At 34.0% G+C, this 22,513-nt stretch carries 16 protein-coding genes; 14 read left to right on the top strand and 2 right to left on the bottom strand.

What is annotated here, in order from left to right:
* Window positions 1-24: 24 nt before the first annotated feature.
* Together ACFS3A_RS25800 and ACFS3A_RS25795 are read left to right on the top strand one after the other, a co-directional pair.
* Window positions 25-993, top strand: a complete 969-nt coding sequence (locus tag ACFS3A_RS25800; protein ID WP_379828483.1) for a DUF3667 domain-containing protein — start codon at window positions 25-27, stop codon at window positions 991-993.
* Between the two features lie 10 nt (window positions 994-1,003).
* Window positions 1,004-2,020, top strand: coding sequence for a M28 family peptidase (locus tag ACFS3A_RS25795; protein WP_379828481.1), 1,017 nt, complete (start codon window positions 1,004-1,006; stop codon window positions 2,018-2,020).
* Between the two features lie 164 nt (window positions 2,021-2,184).
* Here the strand turns inward: ACFS3A_RS25795 and rho are convergent, their stop codons facing one another.
* Complete coding sequence (rho, locus tag ACFS3A_RS25790; protein ID WP_379828479.1) at window positions 2,185-4,023, bottom strand: transcription termination factor Rho; 1,839 nt, start codon at window positions 4,021-4,023, stop codon at window positions 2,185-2,187.
* 183 nt (window positions 4,024-4,206) lie between these two features.
* Here rho and ACFS3A_RS25785 point away from each other — a divergent pair, with 183 nt between their 5' ends.
* From ACFS3A_RS25785 to ACFS3A_RS25775, 3 genes are all read left to right on the top strand, one after another.
* Entirely contained in the window at window positions 4,207-4,617 is a 411-nt protein-coding gene (locus ACFS3A_RS25785; RefSeq protein WP_379828477.1) for a DUF4293 domain-containing protein, read from the top strand.
* 122 nt (window positions 4,618-4,739) lie between these two features.
* Window positions 4,740-5,399, top strand: a complete 660-nt coding sequence (locus tag ACFS3A_RS25780; protein WP_379828475.1) for a response regulator — start codon at window positions 4,740-4,742, stop codon at window positions 5,397-5,399.
* 11 nt (window positions 5,400-5,410) lie between these two features.
* Window positions 5,411-6,328 (top strand): sensor histidine kinase, encoded by a 918-nt coding sequence (locus ACFS3A_RS25775; protein WP_379828473.1) that lies wholly within the window; start codon window positions 5,411-5,413, stop codon window positions 6,326-6,328.
* 2 nt (window positions 6,329-6,330) lie between these two features.
* Here ACFS3A_RS25775 and ACFS3A_RS25770 read toward each other — a convergent pair whose 3' ends face one another.
* On the bottom strand, window positions 6,331-6,825 hold the full coding sequence (locus tag ACFS3A_RS25770; RefSeq protein WP_379828471.1) for a metallophosphoesterase family protein: 495 nt from the start codon (window positions 6,823-6,825) through the stop codon (window positions 6,331-6,333).
* 314 nt (window positions 6,826-7,139) lie between these two features.
* On the opposite strand from ACFS3A_RS25770, the gene truA reads away from it, so the two are divergent.
* From truA to lpdA, 9 genes are all read left to right on the top strand, one after another.
* On the top strand, window positions 7,140-7,874 hold the full coding sequence (gene truA, locus ACFS3A_RS25765; RefSeq protein WP_379828469.1) for a tRNA pseudouridine(38-40) synthase TruA: 735 nt from the start codon (window positions 7,140-7,142) through the stop codon (window positions 7,872-7,874).
* A 151-nt stretch (window positions 7,875-8,025) separates the two neighbouring features.
* A complete protein-coding gene (locus ACFS3A_RS25760; RefSeq protein WP_379828467.1) occupies window positions 8,026-9,780 on the top strand; it encodes an ABC transporter ATP-binding protein in 1,755 nt (584 codons plus the stop codon).
* Window positions 9,781-9,796: 16 nt separating this feature from the next.
* Window positions 9,797-11,374: a histidine kinase gene (locus ACFS3A_RS25755; RefSeq protein ID WP_379828465.1), complete on the top strand. Its 1,578-nt coding sequence runs from the start codon at window positions 9,797-9,799 to the stop codon at window positions 11,372-11,374.
* An 85-nt stretch (window positions 11,375-11,459) separates the two neighbouring features.
* Window positions 11,460-14,057 carry a zinc-dependent metalloprotease gene (locus ACFS3A_RS25750; protein ID WP_379828463.1) on the top strand — a complete coding sequence of 866 codons (2,598 nt, stop codon included), beginning with the start codon at window positions 11,460-11,462 and terminating at the stop codon, window positions 14,055-14,057.
* Between the two features lie 15 nt (window positions 14,058-14,072).
* Window positions 14,073-17,411 carry a SusC/RagA family TonB-linked outer membrane protein gene (locus ACFS3A_RS25745; RefSeq protein ID WP_379828461.1) on the top strand — a complete coding sequence of 1,113 codons (3,339 nt, stop codon included), beginning with the start codon at window positions 14,073-14,075 and terminating at the stop codon, window positions 17,409-17,411.
* A gap of 12 nt (window positions 17,412-17,423) precedes the next feature.
* Window positions 17,424-18,743, top strand: coding sequence for a RagB/SusD family nutrient uptake outer membrane protein (locus ACFS3A_RS25740; protein WP_379828459.1), 1,320 nt, complete (start codon window positions 17,424-17,426; stop codon window positions 18,741-18,743).
* 115 nt (window positions 18,744-18,858) lie between these two features.
* The gene (locus ACFS3A_RS25735; protein WP_379828457.1) at window positions 18,859-19,623 is read left to right on the top strand and encodes a LytR/AlgR family response regulator transcription factor; all 765 of its coding nucleotides are present in this window, start codon (window positions 18,859-18,861) and stop codon (window positions 19,621-19,623) included.
* A gap of 224 nt (window positions 19,624-19,847) precedes the next feature.
* Entirely contained in the window at window positions 19,848-20,432 is a 585-nt protein-coding gene (locus tag ACFS3A_RS25730; RefSeq protein ID WP_379828455.1) for an NUMOD4 domain-containing protein, read from the top strand.
* 460 nt (window positions 20,433-20,892) lie between these two features.
* Window positions 20,893-22,281, top strand: a complete 1,389-nt coding sequence (gene lpdA / locus ACFS3A_RS25725; protein ID WP_379828453.1) for a dihydrolipoyl dehydrogenase — start codon at window positions 20,893-20,895, stop codon at window positions 22,279-22,281.
* The last annotated feature ends 232 nt before the right edge of the window (window positions 22,282-22,513 follow it).

Below are 22,513 nucleotides of genomic sequence, written 5' to 3'. Positions count from 1 at the left end.
AAAACAAATTAATCGAACCACCCAATGTCACATAGTAAAATTAGAGAAGATAAAACCTGTTTGAATTGCAGGCATGTTGTTGAGCAAAAATACTGTCCAAACTGCGGTCAGGAAAACAGCGACAGCCGAAAAACTTTTCATCATTTATTTGTTCACTTTTTTGAAGATTTAACGCATTATGAAAATGCATTCTGGAAAACGATAAAAAATCTTCTTTTTAAGCCTTCAACCCTTACAAAAGAATATCTTTCGGGAAAACGTTTATCTTATTTGGCTCCTGTCCGATTATATATTTTTATCAGTTTTATTACTTTTCTTTTAATTGCCATGTTTCCGACTAACGTAAACGAAAAAATTGATAAAAGTGAAAAAGCACTAAACAAAGAAATCTCTAAAACTGTTGATAGTATTAATAAGAAAGAAGACAAGAGATATTTCCATTTTAAAACGATGAAAGAAATTGATTCGATTCAGAAATATGGAAAAGAAAGGGAGAAGTTAAATGCTTCTTCGTATTGGTTTACTAAAAAAGCAATTCCGGTTACTGAAAAATATACCAAAAAAGAGATTTATGAAAAGTTTGTTGAATCCTTTTTTCATAATCTCCCTAAAATTCTTTTTATAATCATGCCGTTTTTTGCTTTTTTCTTATGGCTTTTTCACAACAAAAAGAAATGGTATTATTTTGACCATGGAATTTTTACGCTTCATTATTTTTCTTTCCTGCTATTGATTTTCCTCATCATGTTTATTGTAGACCGCTTAATTGGTCTTTTTGGAGAGGATAGCCCATTGTCTTACATCTCGGGAATAATCAATTTTGCAGGAACAATTTGGATGTGCTATTACTTTTATCCGGCGCATCATCGTTTTTATGGTGAATCCAGAATTATTTCTTTTATAAAAAGTTTCCTACTTTTTATCATAAACTCGCTTTTTATTCTATTTTTACTGACTTTATATATTCTATACACATTTATTAATTTACACTAACTATTAGGAAATGAAAAAACTACTCCTTTTATTATTAATCGCCTCAGCATATTCGTGCAAAACTGCACAGTCAACCGCACCTAAAGACAATTCTGATCCTACTAAGTATGTAAAAGCAATCAGTGAAAAAGATTTAAAGAAAATGCTTTATACTATTGCTTCAGATGAAATGGAAGGCCGTGAAACAGGTTCGCCGGGACAGAAAAAAGCTGGTCTTTATATGATTGAGCAATACAAAAAAAACGGTATAACTTTTCCAAAAGGAGCTTCTGATTACTATCAGCATATTCCGGCTGCTTTCTTAAACGCAAGAAGAAACGAAAATTTACCTGATTCAGAGAACATTTGGGCTTTTATTGAAGGCTCTGAAAAACCTAATGAAATTTTAGTAATTTCTGCTCACTATGATCACGTTGGAATTAAAGATGGTGAAGTATATAACGGAGCTGATGATGATGGTTCCGGAACTGTTGCTGTTATAGAAATGGCTAAAGCTTTTGCTAAAGCTAAAAAACAAGGACGAGGACCAAAACGTTCTATTTTATTCCTTCACGTAACCGGAGAAGAACATGGTTTACACGGATCTCGTTTTTATTCTGAAAATCCATTGTTTCCAATTGCGAATACTATTGCCGATATCAATATCGACATGATAGGACGCCGTGATGTGGAACATGCTAACACAAACAATTATGTTTACGTAATTGGTGCCGACAGATTATCTTCTGACCTACACAATGCGGTTGTGGCTCAAAATGAGAAATTCATTAAAATGGACCTGGATTTTAAATTTAATGATCCAAAAGATCCAAATCACTTTTACGAGCGTTCTGACCATTATAACTTTGCAAAACACGGAATTCCATCTATCTTCTTCTTCAACGGAGTACACGAAGATTACCACGGAAAAGATGATACTGCCGAAAAAATCGAATACGATGCTTTAACCAAAAGAACAAAACTGGCTTTCGTTTTGGCCTGGGATTTAGCTAACAGAGAAAACAGACCAGTGGTTGATAAAAAGTAAGGTTCAGAGATACTAAGATTCTAAGTCTCTAAGTTTTCTTTTAGGAATGAATAAAAAAAAGGATGAGTTAAAACTCATCCTTTTTTATTTATATTTCTACTTTATATTCCTTAAAACACTAAAAAACTAAAAAACTTAGAATCTCAGAACCTTAGCATCTTTAACTAGTCGTTCATCGAAATCAAAAACTCTTCGTTATTTTTGGTTTTCTTGAAACGGTCGTTTACGAAATCCATAGATTCTACCGGATTCATATCTGACAAGTATTTACGCATAATCCACATTCTTTGAAGTGTTTTTTCGTCTAATAACAGATCATCACGACGTGTACTTGAAGACGTAAGATCGATTGCAGGGAAAATACGTTTATTGGCTATCTTACGATCTAATTGTAATTCCATGTTACCTGTTCCTTTAAATTCTTCGAAGATCACTTCGTCCATTTTAGAACCTGTTTCTGTCAATGCTGTTGCAATGATACTTAAAGATCCACCGTTTTCTACATTTCTGGCCGCTCCAAAGAAACGTTTTGGTTTTTGCAATGCATTTGCATCAACACCTCCACTTAATACTTTTCCGGATGCTGGCTGAACTGTATTATAAGCTCTTGCCAAACGTGTAATCGAATCTAATAAGATAACAACATCATGACCACATTCTACTAAACGTTTTGCTTTTTCCAGTACGATATTAGCAATTTTCACGTGTTCTTGTGGTTCCCTGTCAAAAGTCGAAGCGATAACTTCTCCTCTTACACTTCTTTGCATATCGGTAACCTCTTCCGGACGCTCGTCAATCAAAAGAACAATTAAATAAACTTCCGGGTGGTTGGCTGCAATTGCGTTTGCTATATCTTTAAGAAGCATTGTTTTACCTGTTTTAGGTTGTGCAACGATCATACCACGCTGTCCTTTACCTATTGGTGAAAACAAATCTATAATTCGGGTTGAAATAGAACTGCCTTTTTCGGCAAGTTTGAATTTTTCTGAAGGAAAAACCGGTGTTAAATGTTCGAAAGAAACTCTGTCCCGAACGACTTGAGGATCATGTCCGTTAATTTTTAGTACACGAACCAAAGGAAAAAATTTCTCTCCTTCTTTTGGAGGACGAACCACTCCTTTTACTGTATCTCCGGTTTTTAAACCAAACAATCTGATTTGAGATGTTGATAAATAAATATCATCCGGAGAAGCTAAATAATTATAATCTGATGAACGTAAAAATCCATAACCGTCAGGCATCATTTCAAGAACACCTTCACTTTCTATAATTCCATCGAATTCAAAATCTGAATCTCTGAAATTATTAGTATTCTTTTTATTTTTATGATTAGGATTTTGGTTGTTGTGATTCCCGTTTCCATTACCATTCCCGTTTTGATTTTGGTTCTGATTTGGGTTTTGATTTTGGTTCTGATTTTTATTTTGATTCGGGTTAATCTTTTTTGCAGGAGCAATTGGTGGAGTTTTCTCAGTTGTTTCGGCTATTGGCTCAGAAACAGTTTGTGCTGCCGGAGTTGATTCTACTACTTCTTCAACTGCAACATCTTGCACAGCTTCTTTTCCTTTTTTAAGAGCTACTTTTTTCTCGTAAGCCGACTTATTGAATTTTACAATTTTAGGCTCTTTTTTTGCTACTGGTGTTTTTTCTTCCTGTACTTCCGGAGCTGCAGTTTCTGCTATTGGCTGAGCTGTTTCGGCAGTATCGTTTTTTGAGACAGTTTCCTCTACTTTATCAAATTCTAAAACGGGAGTATTTTTGGTATTTGCTGCTTTAGTTTTAGCCGGTGCAATTCTAGCGCGTTTCGGTTTGTCCTCTTTAGCATCAGAAACCGCTTCTGTTTGAGGAGCTTGAGCTGGTGCATTTGTGCTCTCTTGGTGTGCTAAAATCTGACTAATTAAAGTCTCTTTTTTGACACCAGTAATCTTTATTGTTTTAGCTAACTTAGCTATTTCTTGAAGCTCAGCAAGCTTCATTTCTTTTAATGCAGAAATATCAAACATGAATGTTCTATGAATTTAATTATTTTAAAGGAAATACTGTAAAAAGAATAGGTAGATAATTAATTTGAATTGACCGCAGTATGAAGTGCTTACGGTATTATGATGCAATAATACGAATAAAATTTTATCATACAATAGTATTTTAAAAAAAGAAAATATATTTTTGTAAAACATTTTTAGACCATGATACAAAGAATTCAAACTGTATATTTATTTCTGGCTTTTGTTGCGACAGGCGTTTTAATGCTTTTTCTTCCTCTATGGACAACAAGCGCAGGAAAACCGTTTTATTTTATGCAGGATCCTATTTATACTATTTTATTAGGTTTAACAACAATGCTTACAGTAATTAGTATAATTTCTTTTAAAAAGAGACAAAATCAGTTTGTGATGAACAGACTGAACATCATATTAAATTTAATTTTATTAGGATTATTTGTTTACCGATCACTAAATTTATCTGGAGAAGCGGAAGTTTCTGAGAAAGGTATTGGGATGTTTCTTCCAATTGTTGCTATCGTGTTATTAGTTTTAGCTAATAAGGCCATCAAAAAGGACGAAGATCTTGTAAAATCTGTAGATCGTTTGAGATAAACCTATAAACTTTAGTTTATTGCGCGAAGAAGAACCCGAATTTTACATTCGGGTTTTTTTTGATCCAAAATAAAATTAATGTAAGATAATTTTCATAATTTTACCAATTAACACTCTCTTGAATGGTATCTCAAATAAAAATTCATCTTGCGGACGATCATCAGGTTTTAATTGATGGACTTTCGAACTTATTAAGAACTGTTTCTAACTTTGAAGTAGTTGGAAGCTCATTGGACGGCACAACTGTTTACTACGATGTTCTTGCTGACGAAGCCGACGTTTTGATTTTAGATATCAGCATGCCTAAAAAAGACGGCATAGAAACCTTAAAAGAATTCAACGAAAAACAAGCTGCCTGTAAGGTCATTATTTTATCTAGTTATGATGATTTAAAAATCATAAAAGAAGTTATGAAACTCGGCGCAAAAGGATACTTAACAAAAAACTGTGCCGGAGAAAACATTATTGAAGCTGTCAATGCTGTTTATCAGGGTCAGGAATATTTTAGTGACGCTATTAGAGAAAAAATTTTTAATACTTTTAAAGATAATCCAAAACTGAATCAAAATGCTGTTATCGAAAACCCAATTTTAAGTCCGCGTGAAATTGAGATTATTATTTTGATTGCTTTAGAATACAGTGGAAAAGAAATTAGCGAGAAGCTTTTTATTAGTTCGCATACTGTAGAGACCCATCGCAAAAATATTATGAAAAAACTAAATATAAAAAGCACGATTGGTTTGGTAAAATACGCACTGAAAAACAATTTGATTAATCCTTAGGAACAACTTTTATGTTTGGTTTAAATCTTCTTCTGTCTCTGTTTTTATGTATTGCCATTAAGGCAACTTCTCTTTCGCAACATGCTACCGCAAACGAAAGCCTACTTACGACTCAAAAGCAAATCAAAAATAAAACGATTCAGGACCAGATTAAAAAACCGGAACAATTACGCAACAAAAAAATAGTCAGTTTATCTATTTTACTGATCATTATTATCTTTCTTCTATTCTATTTTCTTTATCAAAACAATAAACTAAAACAGAAAATAAAACGCAAAGACACCAAACAGAAAATCCTTCTCAACATTATTAATTCCGGTATTGATACTCAGGAAATAGAACGAAAAAAAATTGCTTCTTTTTTACATGATAATATCAATTCCCTTTTGTCATCGGCTGGATTGCATTTAAACACTTTCAAAGTTCAGCACAATATACAAGCTGATGAAATAGAAAAAGCAAAAGCCATTCTATCTGAAGTTCATGAACTTTTAAGGGACATGTCTCACGATCTTGTTCCTTCTCTTTTAGTGCGTTTTGGATTAATTTATGCTTTGGAAGATTTATGCGAAAAACATTCTAATTCTGCCATCCATTTTGAGTTTTCAAGTTCCATTCCAACCAGTAAAAGATATATTGAAAAATTTGAAATGAAAATCTATTTCATTGTCAGTGAATTATTCAACAACATTATCAAGCATAGCCAAGCAGCAAGAGCCAAAATTAATTTAGCAGAGAAAAATGATGAATTAATATTAACAATTCACGATGACGGAATTGGGTTTAAAACGCAACAACTAAAAGATGCCGAAGGTTTTGGCTTAAACCGAATCAGAGCACGCATCAAGAAATATAAAGGTCGTCTGACTATAACTTCTAAAGAGAATAAAGGAACCAAGATCAAGATTCAGATTCCGTTGCCACATTAAAACTATTTTTCTCCAATTTCAATGATCTCCAAATCTTTGATTTTATCATCATCTATTACAAATCGAAGCATTGTTCTCACTTTGTGAAAACCACTTTTCCCCGCTGCGCCAGGATTCATGTGTAATAGATTATTCTTCTTATCAAACATCACTTTTAAAATATGGGAATGTCCGCAGATAAAAATCTTCGGCGGATTCTGAGCTATTTCTTCTTTAACATTCGGGTTGTATTTTCCCGGATAACCTCCAATATGAGTAATCCAAACCGAAACATTTTCGCAGGAAAAACGATTATTTAATGGAAATTCTAATCGTGCTTTAGCATCGTCGATATTCCCGTAAACCGCTCTTAATGGTTTTAGTTTTTTAATCGTGTCCGTAACTACCAAATCTCCAATATCACCTGCATGCCAAACTTCATCAGCCTGATTTACATATTTTAAAATGGTATCATCTATATGACTGTGTGTATCTGAGAGCAGGAGGATTTTGGTCATTTTTTTGAAGGGGCTAAGGTTCTGAGATGCTAAGATACTGAGATTTTTTCTTTTTAGACGCTAAGATTCTGAGATACTAAGGTGCTAAGTTTTTTTTCCTGGAAACGTATCATGGTACGTCTTTCGTGCTATTCTTTTTTCCAATCTAACGTTAGACGCACTGCGGTGCGTCTCTACAGATATGCCTAACAGAAAAACCTTTAAACCTTTGTCCCTAAAAAGAAAAAACTTAGCACCTTAGTATCTCAGAACCTTAGCAACTTTTAAAAAAAACCTTTGTACCTTTGCAACTCTGAACCTTTTGAACCTCTAAAGTGAGATATTTTATTCAATTTGCTTATAACGGAACACATTATCATGGCTGGCAGATACAGCCTAACGCCTCTTCTGTTCAGGAAACTTTAAATAAGGCTTTTTCGGTTTTATTGAATGAACCTATAAGTATTATGGGTGCCGGAAGAACAGATACTGGCGTACATGCAACTGAAATGTTTGGGCATTTTGATACAGAAAAGACTTTGAATGTTCCTATTTTGGTTCATAAGCTGAATTCTTTTTTACCAAAAGATATTGCCATTTTTGACATTATTCCGGTTCATGAGGATGCGCATTGTCGATTTGATGCTACCAAACGAACGTATGAATATCATATCAATACGATTAAGAATCCGTTTTTGCAGGAATTGAGCTGGTATGTCAATCAAAAATTGGATGTGGATTTTATGAATGAAGCCGCGCAGTTATTACTAAAGTATACGGATTTTCAGTGTTTTTCGAAAACCAATACAGATGTCAATACATTTGACTGCACGATTTTTGAGGCATTTTGGAAACAGGAAGAAGGAAAACTGATTTTTACCATTTCGGCAAATCGGTTTTTGAGGAATATGGTTCGGGCCATTGTGGGAACTTTGATTAATATCGGTTTACACAAAATTACACTGGAGGATTTAGAAAACATTATTGCCAGCAAAAGCAGAGAAAAAGCGGGATTTTCGGTTCCCGCACATGGTTTATATTTAACCAATATTTATTACGATTACATTTAATAGCCCTGATTGAAGTGAAAAGCTTTTTTGAAAAAAATATTGTTTTTGTAATTTTTATAGAGCGACCAACGGAAGCTTTATAAAAATAATACAAAAACCTATTTTTGAGAAAAACTTGTAACGGAAAGCAGGAAACAGCTCCTAAAAATAAATGAAAGCAAAAGCATTCGACACAGGATTATTTAAACGAATTTTAAAATATACAAGGCCTTATAAATGGCGTTACTACGGCGTAATTATTTTTGCCGTTTCGCTTTCTATTTTTGCCGCACTTCGTCCTTATTTACTGAAAGAAACAGTTGATGGTTATATTAAAACCCACGACAAAATGGGATTATTAATGTACATCATTTTAATGGGCGTGGTTTTACTGATGGAGGTTTTCTCTCAATTTTACTTTGTATACTGGGCCAACTGGCTCGGACAGGATATTGTAAAAGATATTCGAACGAAACTTTTTAAGCACATTCTGAGTTTTAGAATGAAGTATTTTGATTTGGTTCCGGTTGGACAGTTGGTTACGCGAGCTGTTTCGGATATTGAATCGATTGCACGTATTTTCAGTCAGGGATTGTTTATGATTATAAGCGATTTGATGAAAATGGTCGTTGTGCTGCTTTTTATGTTTTACATGAACTGGAAACTCACCTGGATTGTAATCGTTGCGATGCCTATTTTGGTTTACATTACCCGAATTTTCCAACGCAAAATGCAGGTAGCTTTTGAAGAAGTAAGAACGCAGATTGCCAATATGAACTCTTTTGTTCAGGAACGTGTGACGGGAATGAAAATCGTACAGCTTTTTAACCGTGAAAAAATCGAAGCCGAAAACTTTAAAGACATCAACAACAAACATAGAGTGGCGTGGATTAAAACGATTTTGTACAACTCAATTTTCTTTCCAATAGCTGATATTATTTCGTCTATTACTTTAGGTTTGGTTGTGGTTTACGGCGGTTTTAGAATTTTAAACGGCGATCATTTTACGACTTTTGGAGATTTATTTTCATATACAATGTTTATCGGGATGTTATTTAATCCGTTAAGACAAATTGCGGATAAATTTAACGAAATGCAGTTGGGAATGATTGCTGCCAATCGTGTTTTTGATATTATCGACACACAAGATCATATTCAGGATACGGGTAAAATTGAAGCACCAGTTTTTAACGGGAGCATCGAATTTAAGCAAGTTCGTTTTAGTTATATTCCTGAAGAAGAAGTTATCAAAGGAATTGATTTGTCGGTTTCGGCAGGACAAACTGTGGCAATTGTTGGCTCTACGGGTGCCGGAAAATCTACGATTATCAATTTACTCAATCGTTTTTACGAAATTAACAACGGAACGATTTGTATTGATGGTGAAAATATAGAAGACTATACTTTGGCTTCGCTTAGAAAACAAATCGCTGTAGTTTTACAAGATGTATTTTTGTTTGCCGATACGATTTACAATAATATTACTTTGCACAATCCTGAAATTACAAGAGAAATGGTAATTGATGCTGCAAAGAAAATTGGCGTTCATGATTTTATTATGAACCTGCCAAATAATTACGATTTTGATGTAAAAGAGCGCGGTGTTATGTTGTCGTCCGGACAACGTCAGCTGATTGCTTTTTTACGTTCGTATGTGAGTAATCCGAGTATTTTGATTTTGGATGAGGCTACTTCTTCTATTGACACCTATTCAGAAGAAATGATTCAGCGCGCGACGGAAACGATTACAAAAGGAAGAACTTCTATTATTATTGCGCATAGATTAGCAACAATTGTAAATGCAGATAAAATTGTGGTGATGGATAAGGGATTGATTGTTGAACAGGGAACGCATCAGGAGTTATTAACTAAAACTGATGGTTACTATAAAAATTTATATGACTCTCAGTTCGCCGTGGCGAACTAAGTCATAATGGTATTCTTTGAAATTTAGATTAAAAAATATTACTTCAAGACGTGCTTTTTTAATATACGTTATTGTCTCAATTCTGGTTACGGTTACATCGGTTTACTTTTTGAGTAATCTGATTACGGATTTGACCGAAAAATCGAATGATGATCTGGCGACGCGTAACTTCTTTAAAAAGCAGGAATTCATGTCTGAAGAACTGACGAAGTTTTGGGAGCAGGAAAAAAGAATTGAGCATGTTTTAAAAATAAGCAGTTCGGCAAATCTTGACAATAATTTACAACTTTTGTCTTCGCTTCAGGCGAACAATAAACTGATTGTAAACAATTGGTTTCAGATTAATGACAATGCTATTCATTATGGAAACAATGCTATTTCGGACGAAATAAAAAATGATGTAAAAGCATTTCTTCTTCAAAATAAAAACGCAGAACATCTCAGCGTCGTTCTTCCGCAAGGAAAAGAATGGGTTTGGCGCATTTATTTTAAATTAGTTTCAGAAAATAATACGACTGTAAAATACGGTTATGATATCAATCTGAGATTACTTCATAGTTATATTTCTAAAATAGACAAAACAAAAACAGCTACTACCTACGCTTTTGTTTTTGACAAAAACGGAACCTGTGTTTACCATCCGGAAATTGCTTTTATTGGAAAGAATATATTTAAGATCTCAACTTTCAGTCCGTCTGATACTATTTACAGTAAGAAACAAGATTTTGCAAAAAGAACAACGTTATCTGAATTTTTAAAAGTAGATGTCATTCGTTTTACCAAAAAACTGGACATCAAACATTCCAACTGGTTTGTGTGCGTTAACGTTCCTAAAATGGTCTCAGATGAAAATGTGGCTTTGATTAAAAAGTACTCGACTTGGATTTATTCGATTACCACGGTAATGCTTCTTTTGATTTTTTATCTTTTTTCTTATGCCAACAGACGTGCGTATAGAGAAAAAGGAATTGTCATACAGGAAAAAAACAAACTCCTCGTTGAAAATGAAAAAATCATAAAGGAAAAAGCATTAATTCAACTTCAGCAATTAAAAGAACAGATTAATCCGCATTTTCTGTTCAATTCACTCAATTCACTTTATATGTTAATTGGAAGTGATATTAAAACAGCACAAAAATTTACGCTGAACTTATCCCGTATTTATCGTTATTTAATTGATCCGCCGGAAAAAAACATTGTTCCTTTAAAGGACGAATTACTATTTATTGAAAAATACATCTTTTTACAGCAGACTCGCTTTAAGGAAGAATTATTCTTTTCGATAGAAATCGAAGACGAATCGGCATTAAACAAACATATCCCCTATCTTGCTTTTCAGGTTGTGGTCGAAAATGCTATTAAGCATAACTCGGCTACTCCCGAAAATCCACTTACTACAAAAATCCTGATTAAAGCAGATCAGGTAATTATCAGCAACAATCTTCAAAAGAAACTGAATGCTGAACCGAGCACCAAATTTGGATTAAATTATCTCCAAAGCATTTACAATTATTATTCAAAAAACGAATTTAAGACATCAGAAAAAGATGGCTATTTTGTTTGTATCCTTCCATTATTATCCATTCACTCCTGAAAAAAATCCATTCACTCCTTTTTTTTTTTTTGCTGCACGAAAATAAAATAGTTTCGGCCAAAAATTAACCTAAACTTAACATCTGATGAAGGAAAAGGCATTCCTGCATAATTTGATAACAATTTGCATACTTCTATTAGTATTATCTCCACTTACTGTTCAATCTCAAAAAAAGAAGAAAGACAAAAAAGAGGTAACAACTGAAATTAAAAAAGATTCTACCGATTCTAAAAAAGGTAAAAAATACAGTGACCTTGTCAAAAAGGGAACCGTTAAAAAAGGGCTTTTCAATATTATTCAGGTAAAAACAGATGTTTATTTTGAAATTCAGGACAGCTTATTCCAAAGAGAGTTTTTGGTTGTAAACAAATTATCTCAGGTTCCTTTTCAGGTAAATGAAGCCGGTTTAAATAAAGGAATGAATTATGAAAACAAGATTATCAGTTTTTATAAAGATACAATTGCAAAGAAAGTCTGGGTAAAATCGTATGTACCTAAAGTTTCTTCACCAAAAGAAGACGCAATTACACAATCGGTTCAGGACAATTTTGCAGAATCAATCATTGAAGTTTTTGATATTGAAACCAAAAACAATGATTCGACTGCTGTTGTAATAAAAGTAAATAAGATTTTTGACGGAAAACAAAAAAGCTTCAATGATGTTTTAAGCAACATTGGTTTTGGCGGTTCTGTTAAATCTGAGCTTTCTTATATTGAAGGTTTAAAATCTTTCCCAAAAAATATTGTTGTCAAATCTCAACTGACAACTTCTGTAAGCGAAGGCGGTCCGGCATTGTCGGTAACTCTTGGCGTAACAAGTAATATTATTTTATTGGATAAAACGCCAATGAAACCTCGTTTTTCTGATAAAAGAATTGGCTTTTTTTCAGAAAAACACTGGTATTTTGCCGATGCACAACAGGCAATGCTTGAAAAAGAATTAATAACACGCTGGCGTCTTGAACCAAAAAAGGAAGACGAAGAGCGTTATTTAAAAGGTGAATTAGTAGAGCCGAAAAAACCAATCGTTTATTACATCGATCCTTCTACTCCTAAGCAGTGGAGAAAGTATATTATTGATGGAGTTCACGATTGGCAGGCAGCTTTTGAAAAAGCAGGATTTAAAAATGCTGTTATTGCAAAAGAACCTACTGAACAAGATTTAGATTTTGATATTGATGATGTTCGTTATTCTGTAATTACGTATGCGGCTTCTCCAAAATCGAATGCAATGGGACCATCTGTGGTTGACCCAAGAAGCGGTGAAATTATTGAAGCCGACATCATTTGGTGGCATAATGTGATGACTTCGCTTCAAAGCTGGATGCGCATTCAGACTGGACCAATCGATCCAAAAGCGAGAGGCAATAAGTTTAGTGATGAGCATATGGGAGAGGCAATTCGTTTTGTTTCGTCTCACGAAGTGGGTCATACTTTTGGTCTAAAACATAATATGGGTTCTTCTTTTGCTTATGATGTTGAATCCTTGCGTTCTAAAGAATTTACAGCAAAAATGGGTGGCACTGCTCCTTCTATTATGGATTATGCCCGTTATAATTATGTAGCACAGCCAGAAGATAACGTAACTGTAATTACGCCAAAAATTGGTGAATATGACAAATATGCTATCGAATGGGGATATAGATGGTATGGTCCAAATGATAATGAGACTTTAAACCTAAATACTTTAATTACAAAACATCAGAATGATCCGATTTACTTTTACGGAGAACAACAGGAAACTATTGTTGATCCACGTTCTCAATCTGAAGATTTAGGAAATGATGCTGTAAAAGCGAGTGAATATGGCTTGAAAAACCTAAAACGTGTTGTCGATAATATTTTAAGCTGGACGTACGACAAAGATCAGTCGTATTATGAAACCGGAAAATTATACATCGGGACTATTGGTCAATGGCAGTTATACAATCGTCATGTGATGAACAATATTGGTGGTGTTTATTTAAACGAAACGGTTCATGGAGACAACAAACAAAGTTACGTTCCGGTTCCGGCAGCAATGCAGAAAAGAGCGACTGATTATTTAGCTAAAAATGTCATTACAATTCCGCAGTGGTTATTTTTTAATGACATTTTAGACAAAACCAATCCGTTGAAAGATTCTCCTCTTGGTCCTTACGAATATACGCCTTACACACTTTCGAGAGAATTGCAGTACAGCATCTTATACGATTTGTTTAGCGATGATCGTTTGCTTCGAATGACCGAAAACGAATTGTATCAGCGTAACAAAACCAAAGACCCTGTTTTTACCGTAAATGACTTGTTTAAAAAAATGCATCAAAGTGTTTTTGCGGGAACGATTCAGAATAAATCTTTGAGCATTTTGGAACGAATGACACAAAAGAATTATGTGGATGTTTTAATTGTTTCAACAAACAAATTATTTGAAAAAACAGATGCTAAAAAATTACTGGATATTCAGCAGACTTTAAATATGCCTCATTTGTGCAGTTATTTAGATGATGCTCATATGGCGAGGAACATTAATCAGTCTTCTTTAAAAAGAGTTACTGAAGTGACTTCTGATAAAAAAGGAGAACTAAATAAAATCCTTCAATTATTAAAAACTAAAAAAAGTACCGGAGATCAATCTACTCAAAACCATTACCGCGATTTGATACAACGAATCGATAAAGCCCTAAATAATACAACCTTTTAATACACAACAAAAAACATGACAAAAATTTTACAAGCCTTACTGCTGTTCCTTGCCATCGCAGGATACTCGCAGGAATCCCGAACCATTTCGGGGATAATTCAAGATGCGACAGATTCTTCGCCAATTCCAGGTGCATCCATCTTCGTTGAGAATAATTCTATTTCAAACAAAACTGCTATGGCAGGAATTATTCATAGTGAAGCTATTGGAACTACTTCAGATTTCGACGGTAAATTCACTTTGAAAGTTGCCAAAAATGTTACTGCTTTGAGAGTTACTTTCATGGGATACAAATCGTATACTTTGGAATTAGACGGTCAAAAAAATTATACCGTTAACTTAACATCTGAAACAGCAAAACTTCAGGAGGTTGTAGTTACAGGTTATCAAAAAATTGAAAAAAGAAAAGTTACCGGTGCAATTGCGAAAGTTGATATGGCTTCCATCCAACAAGCCGGAGTTGCCAGTGTTGACCAAATGTTATTAGGACAAGTGGCGGGGGTTGTTGTGACCACACCATCCGGAGCACCAGGAGCACCAGCTAAAATTAGAATTAGAGGTACTGCTTCACTTAATGGTTCTCAGGATCCTCTTTGGGTTTTGGATGGATTGCCATTAGAAGGTCGAGATGTTCCTACAAACTACGATAAAGACAACATAGATTTATTGGCAAATTATTCTATCGCAGGATTAAACCCTGATGATATTAAAGATATTACCATTCTAAAAGATGCTGCTGCAACTTCTATTTATGGTGCACGTGCTGCCAATGGAGTTATTGTAATTACCACTAAGAAAGGAAGAAGCGGTAAAATGGTAATCAATATCAACACTAACACTTTTATCACGCAAAGACCAGATTTCGATAAATTGAATTTAATGAACTCTAACCAAAAAGTTGATTTTGAACTTGGCATGGCTAGTCGTTCAGATTTAACATACAGAGATACTGGTGGACAGGTAGCTCGTATTTTAAATGGAGCTAATGAATTAAGCGCTTTCAGAACTGGCGGATTCTCTGCTTTGAGTCCAGCTACTCAAAATTCTATTAATGCTTTAAGAAACAATAATTTGAACTGGGGTAATTTAATTTACCAAAATGCAATCAATACACAGCATGGTTTAAGCATGTCTGGTGGAGGCGAAAAATCAGATTACTATTTCTCTGCAGGTTTTTATGATGAACAAGGAACTACTATTGGAACTGGTTTCAAACGTTACAATTTAACATTAAAAAACAACTACGAAATATCGGACAGATTTAAAGTTGGTGTTGGGCTTTTTGGTTCAGAATCTATAAAAAAATCTTACCTTACAGAAGCAAGTGGAAATACAAATCCTGCTAATTATTCAAGAAACGTAAATCCGTATCTTACGCCTTATAATGCTGACGGAAGTTACAATTACGACCAGGATATTACAGGATATTCTGACCGTTACGTTCCATATAATCTTTTTGAAGAAAGAGCAAACACCTCTTACGAGCTGAAAGCAAGAGCCATAAAAGCACTTTTGGATGCTGAATATAAAATTACAGATCATTTAAAAGCAAATAGTCAGCTTGGTCTTCAGTTGGACCAGACTTCTACTGATAAATTTGCTGGTCAAAACAGTTATTATACAAGAAGATACAAAGAAAAATCACGTTATTTTTCGAATGGTAATTTCAATTATTTCCTTCCGACAGGTGGTGTAATCGAAAATTCTAATAACGACTTTTTTCAATACAATTTAAAAACAACGCTTAATTACTCGAACAATTTTGCTGACAAGCACGAAGTTGAAATTATGGTTGGTAATGAGCTGAGAAGAAATTACCAAACAATTATAGAAACTAGAGGGTTCGGTTTTGATGAAAATACATTGACAACTCAGCAAATCGTTTTCCCAAATTCGGATTTTGCAAACAACCCTGAATACAGAACGTACCTGAAATCTCAAAATGAAAATGCTTTTGCTTCTTTCTTTGCAACTGCTTCTTACACATATAACAAAAAATATACTTTCTTTGGAAGTGCACGTTATGATGGTTCAGATTTATTTGGTGTAGACCCGAAATACAAATACTTGCCACTTTGGTCTGCTTCTGGAGCTTGGTTGGTTTCTCAGGAAAACTTCTTAAGAGACAGCAACGTTATTTCTAACTTAAGACTACGTGCTTCTTATGGTTTACAAGGAAATATCGACAAAAATACTTCTCCATTTGTTGTAGGAGAAAACAAAACTACAACTATTCTTCCAGGACAAACAGAACCTACAATTGTAGTGGTTAGTCCTCCGAACGAAAAATTGCGTTGGGAAAAAACTACGAATACAAACTTTGGTGCAGATCTTGGATTGTTTCATAACCGTATTAGCATTGTTGCTGATGTTTACGGAAGAAAAAGTACCGATTTATTAGGTAATAGAGCATTACCTCTAGAAAATGGTTTTGAATTTACAAACATGAACTGGGCGCAGGTAACCAACAAAGGTTTTGAACTTTCTATTGCAACAAGAAATATCGATCGTCCAAATTTTAAATGGACTACCAACTTCAATCTTGCACAAAACAAGAGTAATATTGACCGTATAGAAGTTCGTGATACTGATTATATGCCAAGCAGAGAAGGTCGTCCTGTAAATGCAGTTTTCGGATTTAAAACAAACGGAATCGACGAAAACGGAAATCCTTTATTCGTAAACAAAAAAGGAGAAACAGTAAACAGTCAGACTTTCTTTGGCTTATATGATTTATTTGCAGATTTCTTACCAGGAGAATTTTCGCAATCAAAATTATCTGCTGCAGAGTTTAGAGATTTATTCACTTATTTAGGAGATAGAGACCCTAAATTTACAGGAGGTATTACCAATACTTTCAAAGTGGGTAATTTTGATTTAGCAGTTGTGGCTTCATTTACTTTAGACCAAACTGTTGTAGAAACTCCACCTTACAACGGAGCTGAAGTAGACAGAGGACGAAATTATTCAAGTAGAATTTTAGATGCTTGGTCACCAACTAATACATCTTCTAACTTACCAGGAATTACAAGCATGACTTCTGGAACAGGAGATTCTTGGATGGCATACCAATGGTATTCTGGAGGAAACAATATTATAACTATGAATTATCTGGATACATGGGTTCGTAAAATGAGTTATATGAGACTGAACAGTATCCGTTTAGGTTATACACTTCCAAAAGCGTTTACAGATCACATTAATATTTCGAGTATTAGACTTAATGTTGAAGCAAGAAACTTATTTGTAATTAGTTCTGATTTCAAAGGTTACTTTGATCCTGAAACTTATGGAAATATTTATTCTCAGCCCGTTCCTAAGTCATTTACTGTAGGTTGTAATGTTACTTTTTAATACTATCAAAAGATGAAAAAATACTCAAAATATATATTGTTTTTTATCGCAGCGTTAACCATAAGCAGCTGTGATGATTATCTGGATGTAACACCTATTGGTAAAGTAATTCCGGAAACATTACCACAATTTCGTGCCGTTTTAACTACAGGATATTCTGCTTATCCACAACATAAATCATTGAGCGCAGTTCGTGCAGACGAGCTTACATTGAATGAATTCTTCGACGATTTTATCTATTTCAGAGATATTTACATTTGGAAAGATGCAAATCCCGATAAGATTACCACTTCTTTTCAATATCAAAATTTATATACTGTAATTTTTTACACGAATGTATTAATCAACGAAGCGTCTAAAAAAATAGAAGCTTCTGCAGAAAGAGATCAATTAATTGGAGAAGCTTATGCATTGAGAGCAATGGCTTATTTTGATTTGGTTAACCTTTTTGCAAAACCTTACAATGCAGCAACTGCAGCAAGCGACAAAGCAGTTCCTTTAGCATTAGAAATAGATTTAGAACAGGCGTTTATTCCAGAAAGTGTAGAAGTAATTTACAACCAAATTATTTCTGATACCAATGAAGCAGAGAAATTACTTAATGTAGCATCTCAGCCAAAAGGATTAAATTATCGTTTTTCAAAAGTTTCTTTATATAGTTTAGAAAGCCGTATTTACTTGTATCAAAAACAATGGCAAAAATCTCTTGAAGCTGCAAACAAAGCATTGGCAATCAAGAATGATTTAGTTGATTTAAATTCAACTAAAGTTTTAGCCAACAGATTTGATGGTGTAGAATCGATCTTAGCACTTGAAAATGTATTTAATAATAGTTTGAAATCAGTTTCATATGCTTCTCCTGATTTACTTTCGGCTTACAACAAAACAACAGATATACGTTACTCGCTTTACTTTTTAGCAAACGGAAGCCGTTTCAGAATTCAAAAAGGAGGAGAAGATGCTCAAAAATGTTCTTTTAGATCTTCTGAATTATATCTGACAAAAGCAGAAACTTTATTGGAGTTAAATAATATGGCCGATGCGAAAACGACTGTATTAGCTTTTATTGCAAAACGTTATACTCCTGCAGGTCTAAGCAACCTTACAGCTTCTGTTAACGCAATGAACGCTGCAGATTTAGCAACTTTTATCAGTGACGAAAGACGCCGTGAATTTGCTGCCGAAGGACACCGTTGGTTTGACTTGAGAAGAACTTCTCAAAAACAAATCATTCACACTGTAGATGGAGACGAATATACTTTGATACAAAATGATCCGCGTTATACGATTATCTATCCTGCAAACGCGAGATTGAACAATCCCAATCTATAATACCTATTTGTTTTTTAAGAAGGTCCGGTTTTTTTAAGCTGGACCTTTTTTTATTGGAAAAACTAATTACTGAATTATCTTTGCAAATAATTAGAGAAAACCAAATGTCTAAAAAATGAAAGTTGCAATCGTCGAAGACGAATATCTGGCGTCCAGTTATCTAAAATCCATTTTAGAACAGCAGGATATTTTACCAATTACAGAAATCAGTGTTCTAAAATCGGTAAAAGAAGCTGTTATTTTTTTTAGCGAAAACAAAGTCGATCTGGCTTTTATGGACATTCATTTGGGAGACGGAAAAAGTCTCGAAATTTTTGAAAAAACGATTATCGCCTGCCCTGTCATCTTTATTACGGCTTACGATTCTTACGCCATTTCTGTTTTCAAACATTTTACCATTGATTATCTTTTAAAACCCTTTGAAGAATCAGAATTATTGGAAGCGCTTCACAAATTCAAAAAAATTAAAGACAGCTTCAACAGCAATTCTACGCTTCAATCTTTAGTAGCAATAGAAAATCCCGAAAGCAGTAAAATACAGCGTCATTTCTTAGTTAATCACGGTTATAAACTAATTTCTGTCAGCGAAAGCGAAATCACTTATTTTGCCGCAACTGGGAAACATTTATTTATCTACTTAAAATCAGGAAACAGTTATTTATACAATAGTACGATAACCGATATCATAAACAGTTTAGATTCTTTCCATTTCTTTAAAATAAACAGAAAGTATATCGTTCATCGAAATAGTATTAAAGAAGTTGTGAAACATTCTCATCAGAAAGTAGAACTCATTTTGACTGTTCCATCTGTAGAAAACGATCCTATTTTTATCAGTAAAAAGGAAATCCACAACTTTAAAAACTGGCTCGATCAATAATTTAATCATTATTTAGCCATAATTTGATGTTAATTTCAAAATTAAAAAACTGCATATTTGATAATTTGTGATTTAAAATCCCACTAAAAACTGTCAAAAACACTTTAAAACGTTAAATTAGCGTTATAGAAATCATAAAATTGAGGTTTCACAATCAATGAGATAGCAAAAATTTTTCGTTTATTCTTTATCTTTGAGAGTATAGAAATCAAATGTAAAAGAATATGCCACACAATCGATTTTATCCGAATGAACAATTTAAAGAAATAGAAATAAACGCCTCATTACAACTTAAATATGCAATTTCAAACAGAGGAAGATTAATAAGCTTTACTGACGAAATTGAAAACGGCCGAATCTTAAAAGGCGGTTTAAGTGACGGATACCCAACTTTCCGTTTTAAGGTTAAAAAAGATGATAAAATCGTCAATAAATATCTTTTCTTATACAAGTTAGTTGCCCAGTATTTCATCCCAAAACAATCTGAAGACCAAACTTATGTATTGCACCTCGATTACAACCGAAGCAATGATGACATAAGTAACTTACGTTGGGCAACCAAACAGGAAATGATGGCGCACAGCCGTAAAAGTCCACGTGTAATTCAGGCCAAAAAGAACCTGATCGAACATAACCTAAAAGCAGACGGAAGAAAACTGACCACAACAAAAGTCATGTTAATCAAGAAAATATTAGCAAGACCGGAACAAAAAACACGTCTTAAAATGATCGCCAAACAATTCGGCGTAAGCGAAATGCAAATCAGAAGAATTGCCAGCGGTGAAAACTGGGGACACGTTAAGGTTTAAAATGTTTACAGTTTATAGTTTTTGGTTTATAGTTAAATACGCTTAATCTTTAACTTATAACGCTTTAACTTATATTTAGCCACAGATTATTTGGATTAAAAGGATTTTTAAAAAATCTGTGTTAATCTTTATAATCTGTGGCTTTTTTTTTAATTAAAAGCACTTCTCTCTATTCACTAAAGACTAAGAACTAAGGACTAAGGACTAATTACTAAGAACTAATTACTAAGAACTAATCATTAAATCACAAAAATCAATTCATAATTCACAATTTACAATTCACAATTCCTTCAGTTTCTGTGAAAAGGTCAAAATCTCCGACTTTAAAAACAAATTTTCGGGCGTTCATTTAAAATAAATCCTTAAATTCGCAAGCACAAATAACAAAAGAATAAATCGAAAGATGAGTTTCGGAATTGTAGAATTCATTTTTCGATAGTTAATACTAAAAGCAAAAAAAATGAAATACGACGTTATTGTTTTAGGAAGTGGTCCTGGCGGATATGTTACAGCAATTAGAGCTTCACAATTAGGCTTCAAAGTAGCTGTAGTTGAAAAAGAAAACCTTGGAGGTGTATGTTTAAACTGGGGATGTATCCCAACAAAAGCATTACTAAAATCAGCTCAGGTTTTTGATTACCTTAAACACGCTTCTGATTACGGATTGAAAGTTTCTGAATTCGATAAAGATTTCCCAGCTGTTGTTCAACGTAGCCGTGGTGTTGCAGAGGGAATGAGCAAAGGAGTTCAATTCTTAATGAAAAAAAATAAAATTGACGTTATCGAAGGTTTTGGAAAACTAAAACCAGGAAAAAAACTTGACGTTACAGATAAAGACAATAAAGTTACAGAATATAGCGCTGATCACATTATCATCGCAACTGGTGCTCGTTCTCGTGAGTTACCAAACTTACCTCAAGATGGTGTAAAAGTAATTGGATACCGTCAGGCAATGACATTGCCAACTCAGCCAAAATCTATGATCATTGTGGGTTCCGGAGCAATTGGAGTTGAGTTCGCTCACTTCTACAACTCAATGGGAACAGATGTTACTATCGTAGAATTTATGCCAAACGTAGTTCCTGTAGAAGACGAAGATATCTCAAAACAATTTGAGCGTTCTTTGAAAAAATCCGGAATTAAAGTAATGACAAACTCTTCTGTTGAACGTATCGATACATCAGGAGCTGGAGTTAAAGCGTTCGTTAAAACGGCAAAAGGAGAAGAAGTTTTAGAAGCTGATATCGTTCTTTCTGCTGTTGGAATCAAAACAAACATTGAAAACATCGGATTAGAAGAAGTTGGAATCGCGGTTGACAGAGATAAAATCTTAGTAAACGCTTACAACGCAACTAATATTCCAGGATACTACGCAATTGGAGACGTTACTCCAGGTCAGGCTTTAGCTCACGTGGCTTCTGCTGAAGGAATTAACTGTGTGGAGAAAATCAAAGGTCTTCACGTAGACCCAATCGATTACGGAAACGTTCCGGGTTGTACTTACGCAACTCCAGAAATCGCTTCTGTTGGTTTAACAGAAAAACAAGCAAAAGAAAAAGGTTACGAATTAAAAATTGGTAAATTCCCATTCTCAGCTTCTGGAAAAGCTAAAGCTGCCGGAAATGCTGACGGATTTGTAAAAGTAATTTTCGATGCTAAATACGGAGAATGGTTAGGATGCCACATGATTGGTGCTGGTGTTACAGATATGATTGCTGAGGCTGTTGTAGCTCGTAAACTGGAAACTACAGGTCATGAAATCCTTAAATCAATCCACCCTCACCCAACAATGAGCGAGGCTGTTATGGAAGCTGTAGCTGATGCTTACGGCGAAGTAATTCACTTGTAAAAATATACAATGTAAAGATTAATTATCTTTACGGAGTTATATATAATTTTCAATTTATAAAATCCGATTTGTTTTCACAAATCGGATTTTTTTATTCGCACAATTTTTGTCATTCCGATTTCTATGATAAAACCAAATCTTTTTGATAAGAGGTTTGTTTTTTTATTACCGCAAAAACCCGATGGATTATTTTATTTCTCACAGCATTTAAAACGCTCATTTTGTTTTTTCC

This window comes from Flavobacterium notoginsengisoli, assembly GCF_042686225.1.
GTDB lineage: Bacteria > Bacteroidota > Bacteroidia > Flavobacteriales > Flavobacteriaceae > Flavobacterium > Flavobacterium notoginsengisoli.
Note: the sequence above shows the minus strand (reverse complement) of the source record. Positions and strands in the feature narration are given on the sequence as shown.

Excerpts from the sequence above, each read along its gene's own strand:
- ACFS3A_RS25800 (WP_379828483.1), top strand. The coding sequence starts at position 25 with ATGTCACATAGTAAAATTAGAGAAGATAAAACCTGTTTGAATTGCAGG.
- ACFS3A_RS25795 (WP_379828481.1), top strand. The coding sequence starts at position 1,004 with ATGAAAAAACTACTCCTTTTATTATTAATCGCCTCAGCATATTCGTGC.
- rho (WP_379828479.1), bottom strand. The coding sequence starts at position 4,023 with ATGTTTGATATTTCTGCATTAAAAGAAATGAAGCTTGCTGAGCTTCAA.
- ACFS3A_RS25785 (WP_379828477.1), top strand. The coding sequence starts at position 4,207 with ATGATACAAAGAATTCAAACTGTATATTTATTTCTGGCTTTTGTTGCG.
- ACFS3A_RS25780 (WP_379828475.1), top strand. The coding sequence starts at position 4,740 with ATGGTATCTCAAATAAAAATTCATCTTGCGGACGATCATCAGGTTTTA.
- ACFS3A_RS25775 (WP_379828473.1), top strand. The coding sequence starts at position 5,411 with ATGTTTGGTTTAAATCTTCTTCTGTCTCTGTTTTTATGTATTGCCATT.
- ACFS3A_RS25770 (WP_379828471.1), bottom strand. The coding sequence starts at position 6,825 with ATGACCAAAATCCTCCTGCTCTCAGATACACACAGTCATATAGATGAT.
- ACFS3A_RS25760 (WP_379828467.1), top strand. The coding sequence starts at position 8,026 with ATGAAAGCAAAAGCATTCGACACAGGATTATTTAAACGAATTTTAAAA.
- ACFS3A_RS25750 (WP_379828463.1), top strand. The coding sequence starts at position 11,460 with ATGAAGGAAAAGGCATTCCTGCATAATTTGATAACAATTTGCATACTT.
- ACFS3A_RS25745 (WP_379828461.1), top strand. The coding sequence starts at position 14,073 with ATGACAAAAATTTTACAAGCCTTACTGCTGTTCCTTGCCATCGCAGGA.
- ACFS3A_RS25740 (WP_379828459.1), top strand. The coding sequence starts at position 17,424 with ATGAAAAAATACTCAAAATATATATTGTTTTTTATCGCAGCGTTAACC.
- ACFS3A_RS25735 (WP_379828457.1), top strand. The coding sequence starts at position 18,859 with ATGAAAGTTGCAATCGTCGAAGACGAATATCTGGCGTCCAGTTATCTA.
- ACFS3A_RS25730 (WP_379828455.1), top strand. The coding sequence starts at position 19,848 with ATGCCACACAATCGATTTTATCCGAATGAACAATTTAAAGAAATAGAA.
- lpdA (WP_379828453.1), top strand. The coding sequence starts at position 20,893 with ATGAAATACGACGTTATTGTTTTAGGAAGTGGTCCTGGCGGATATGTT.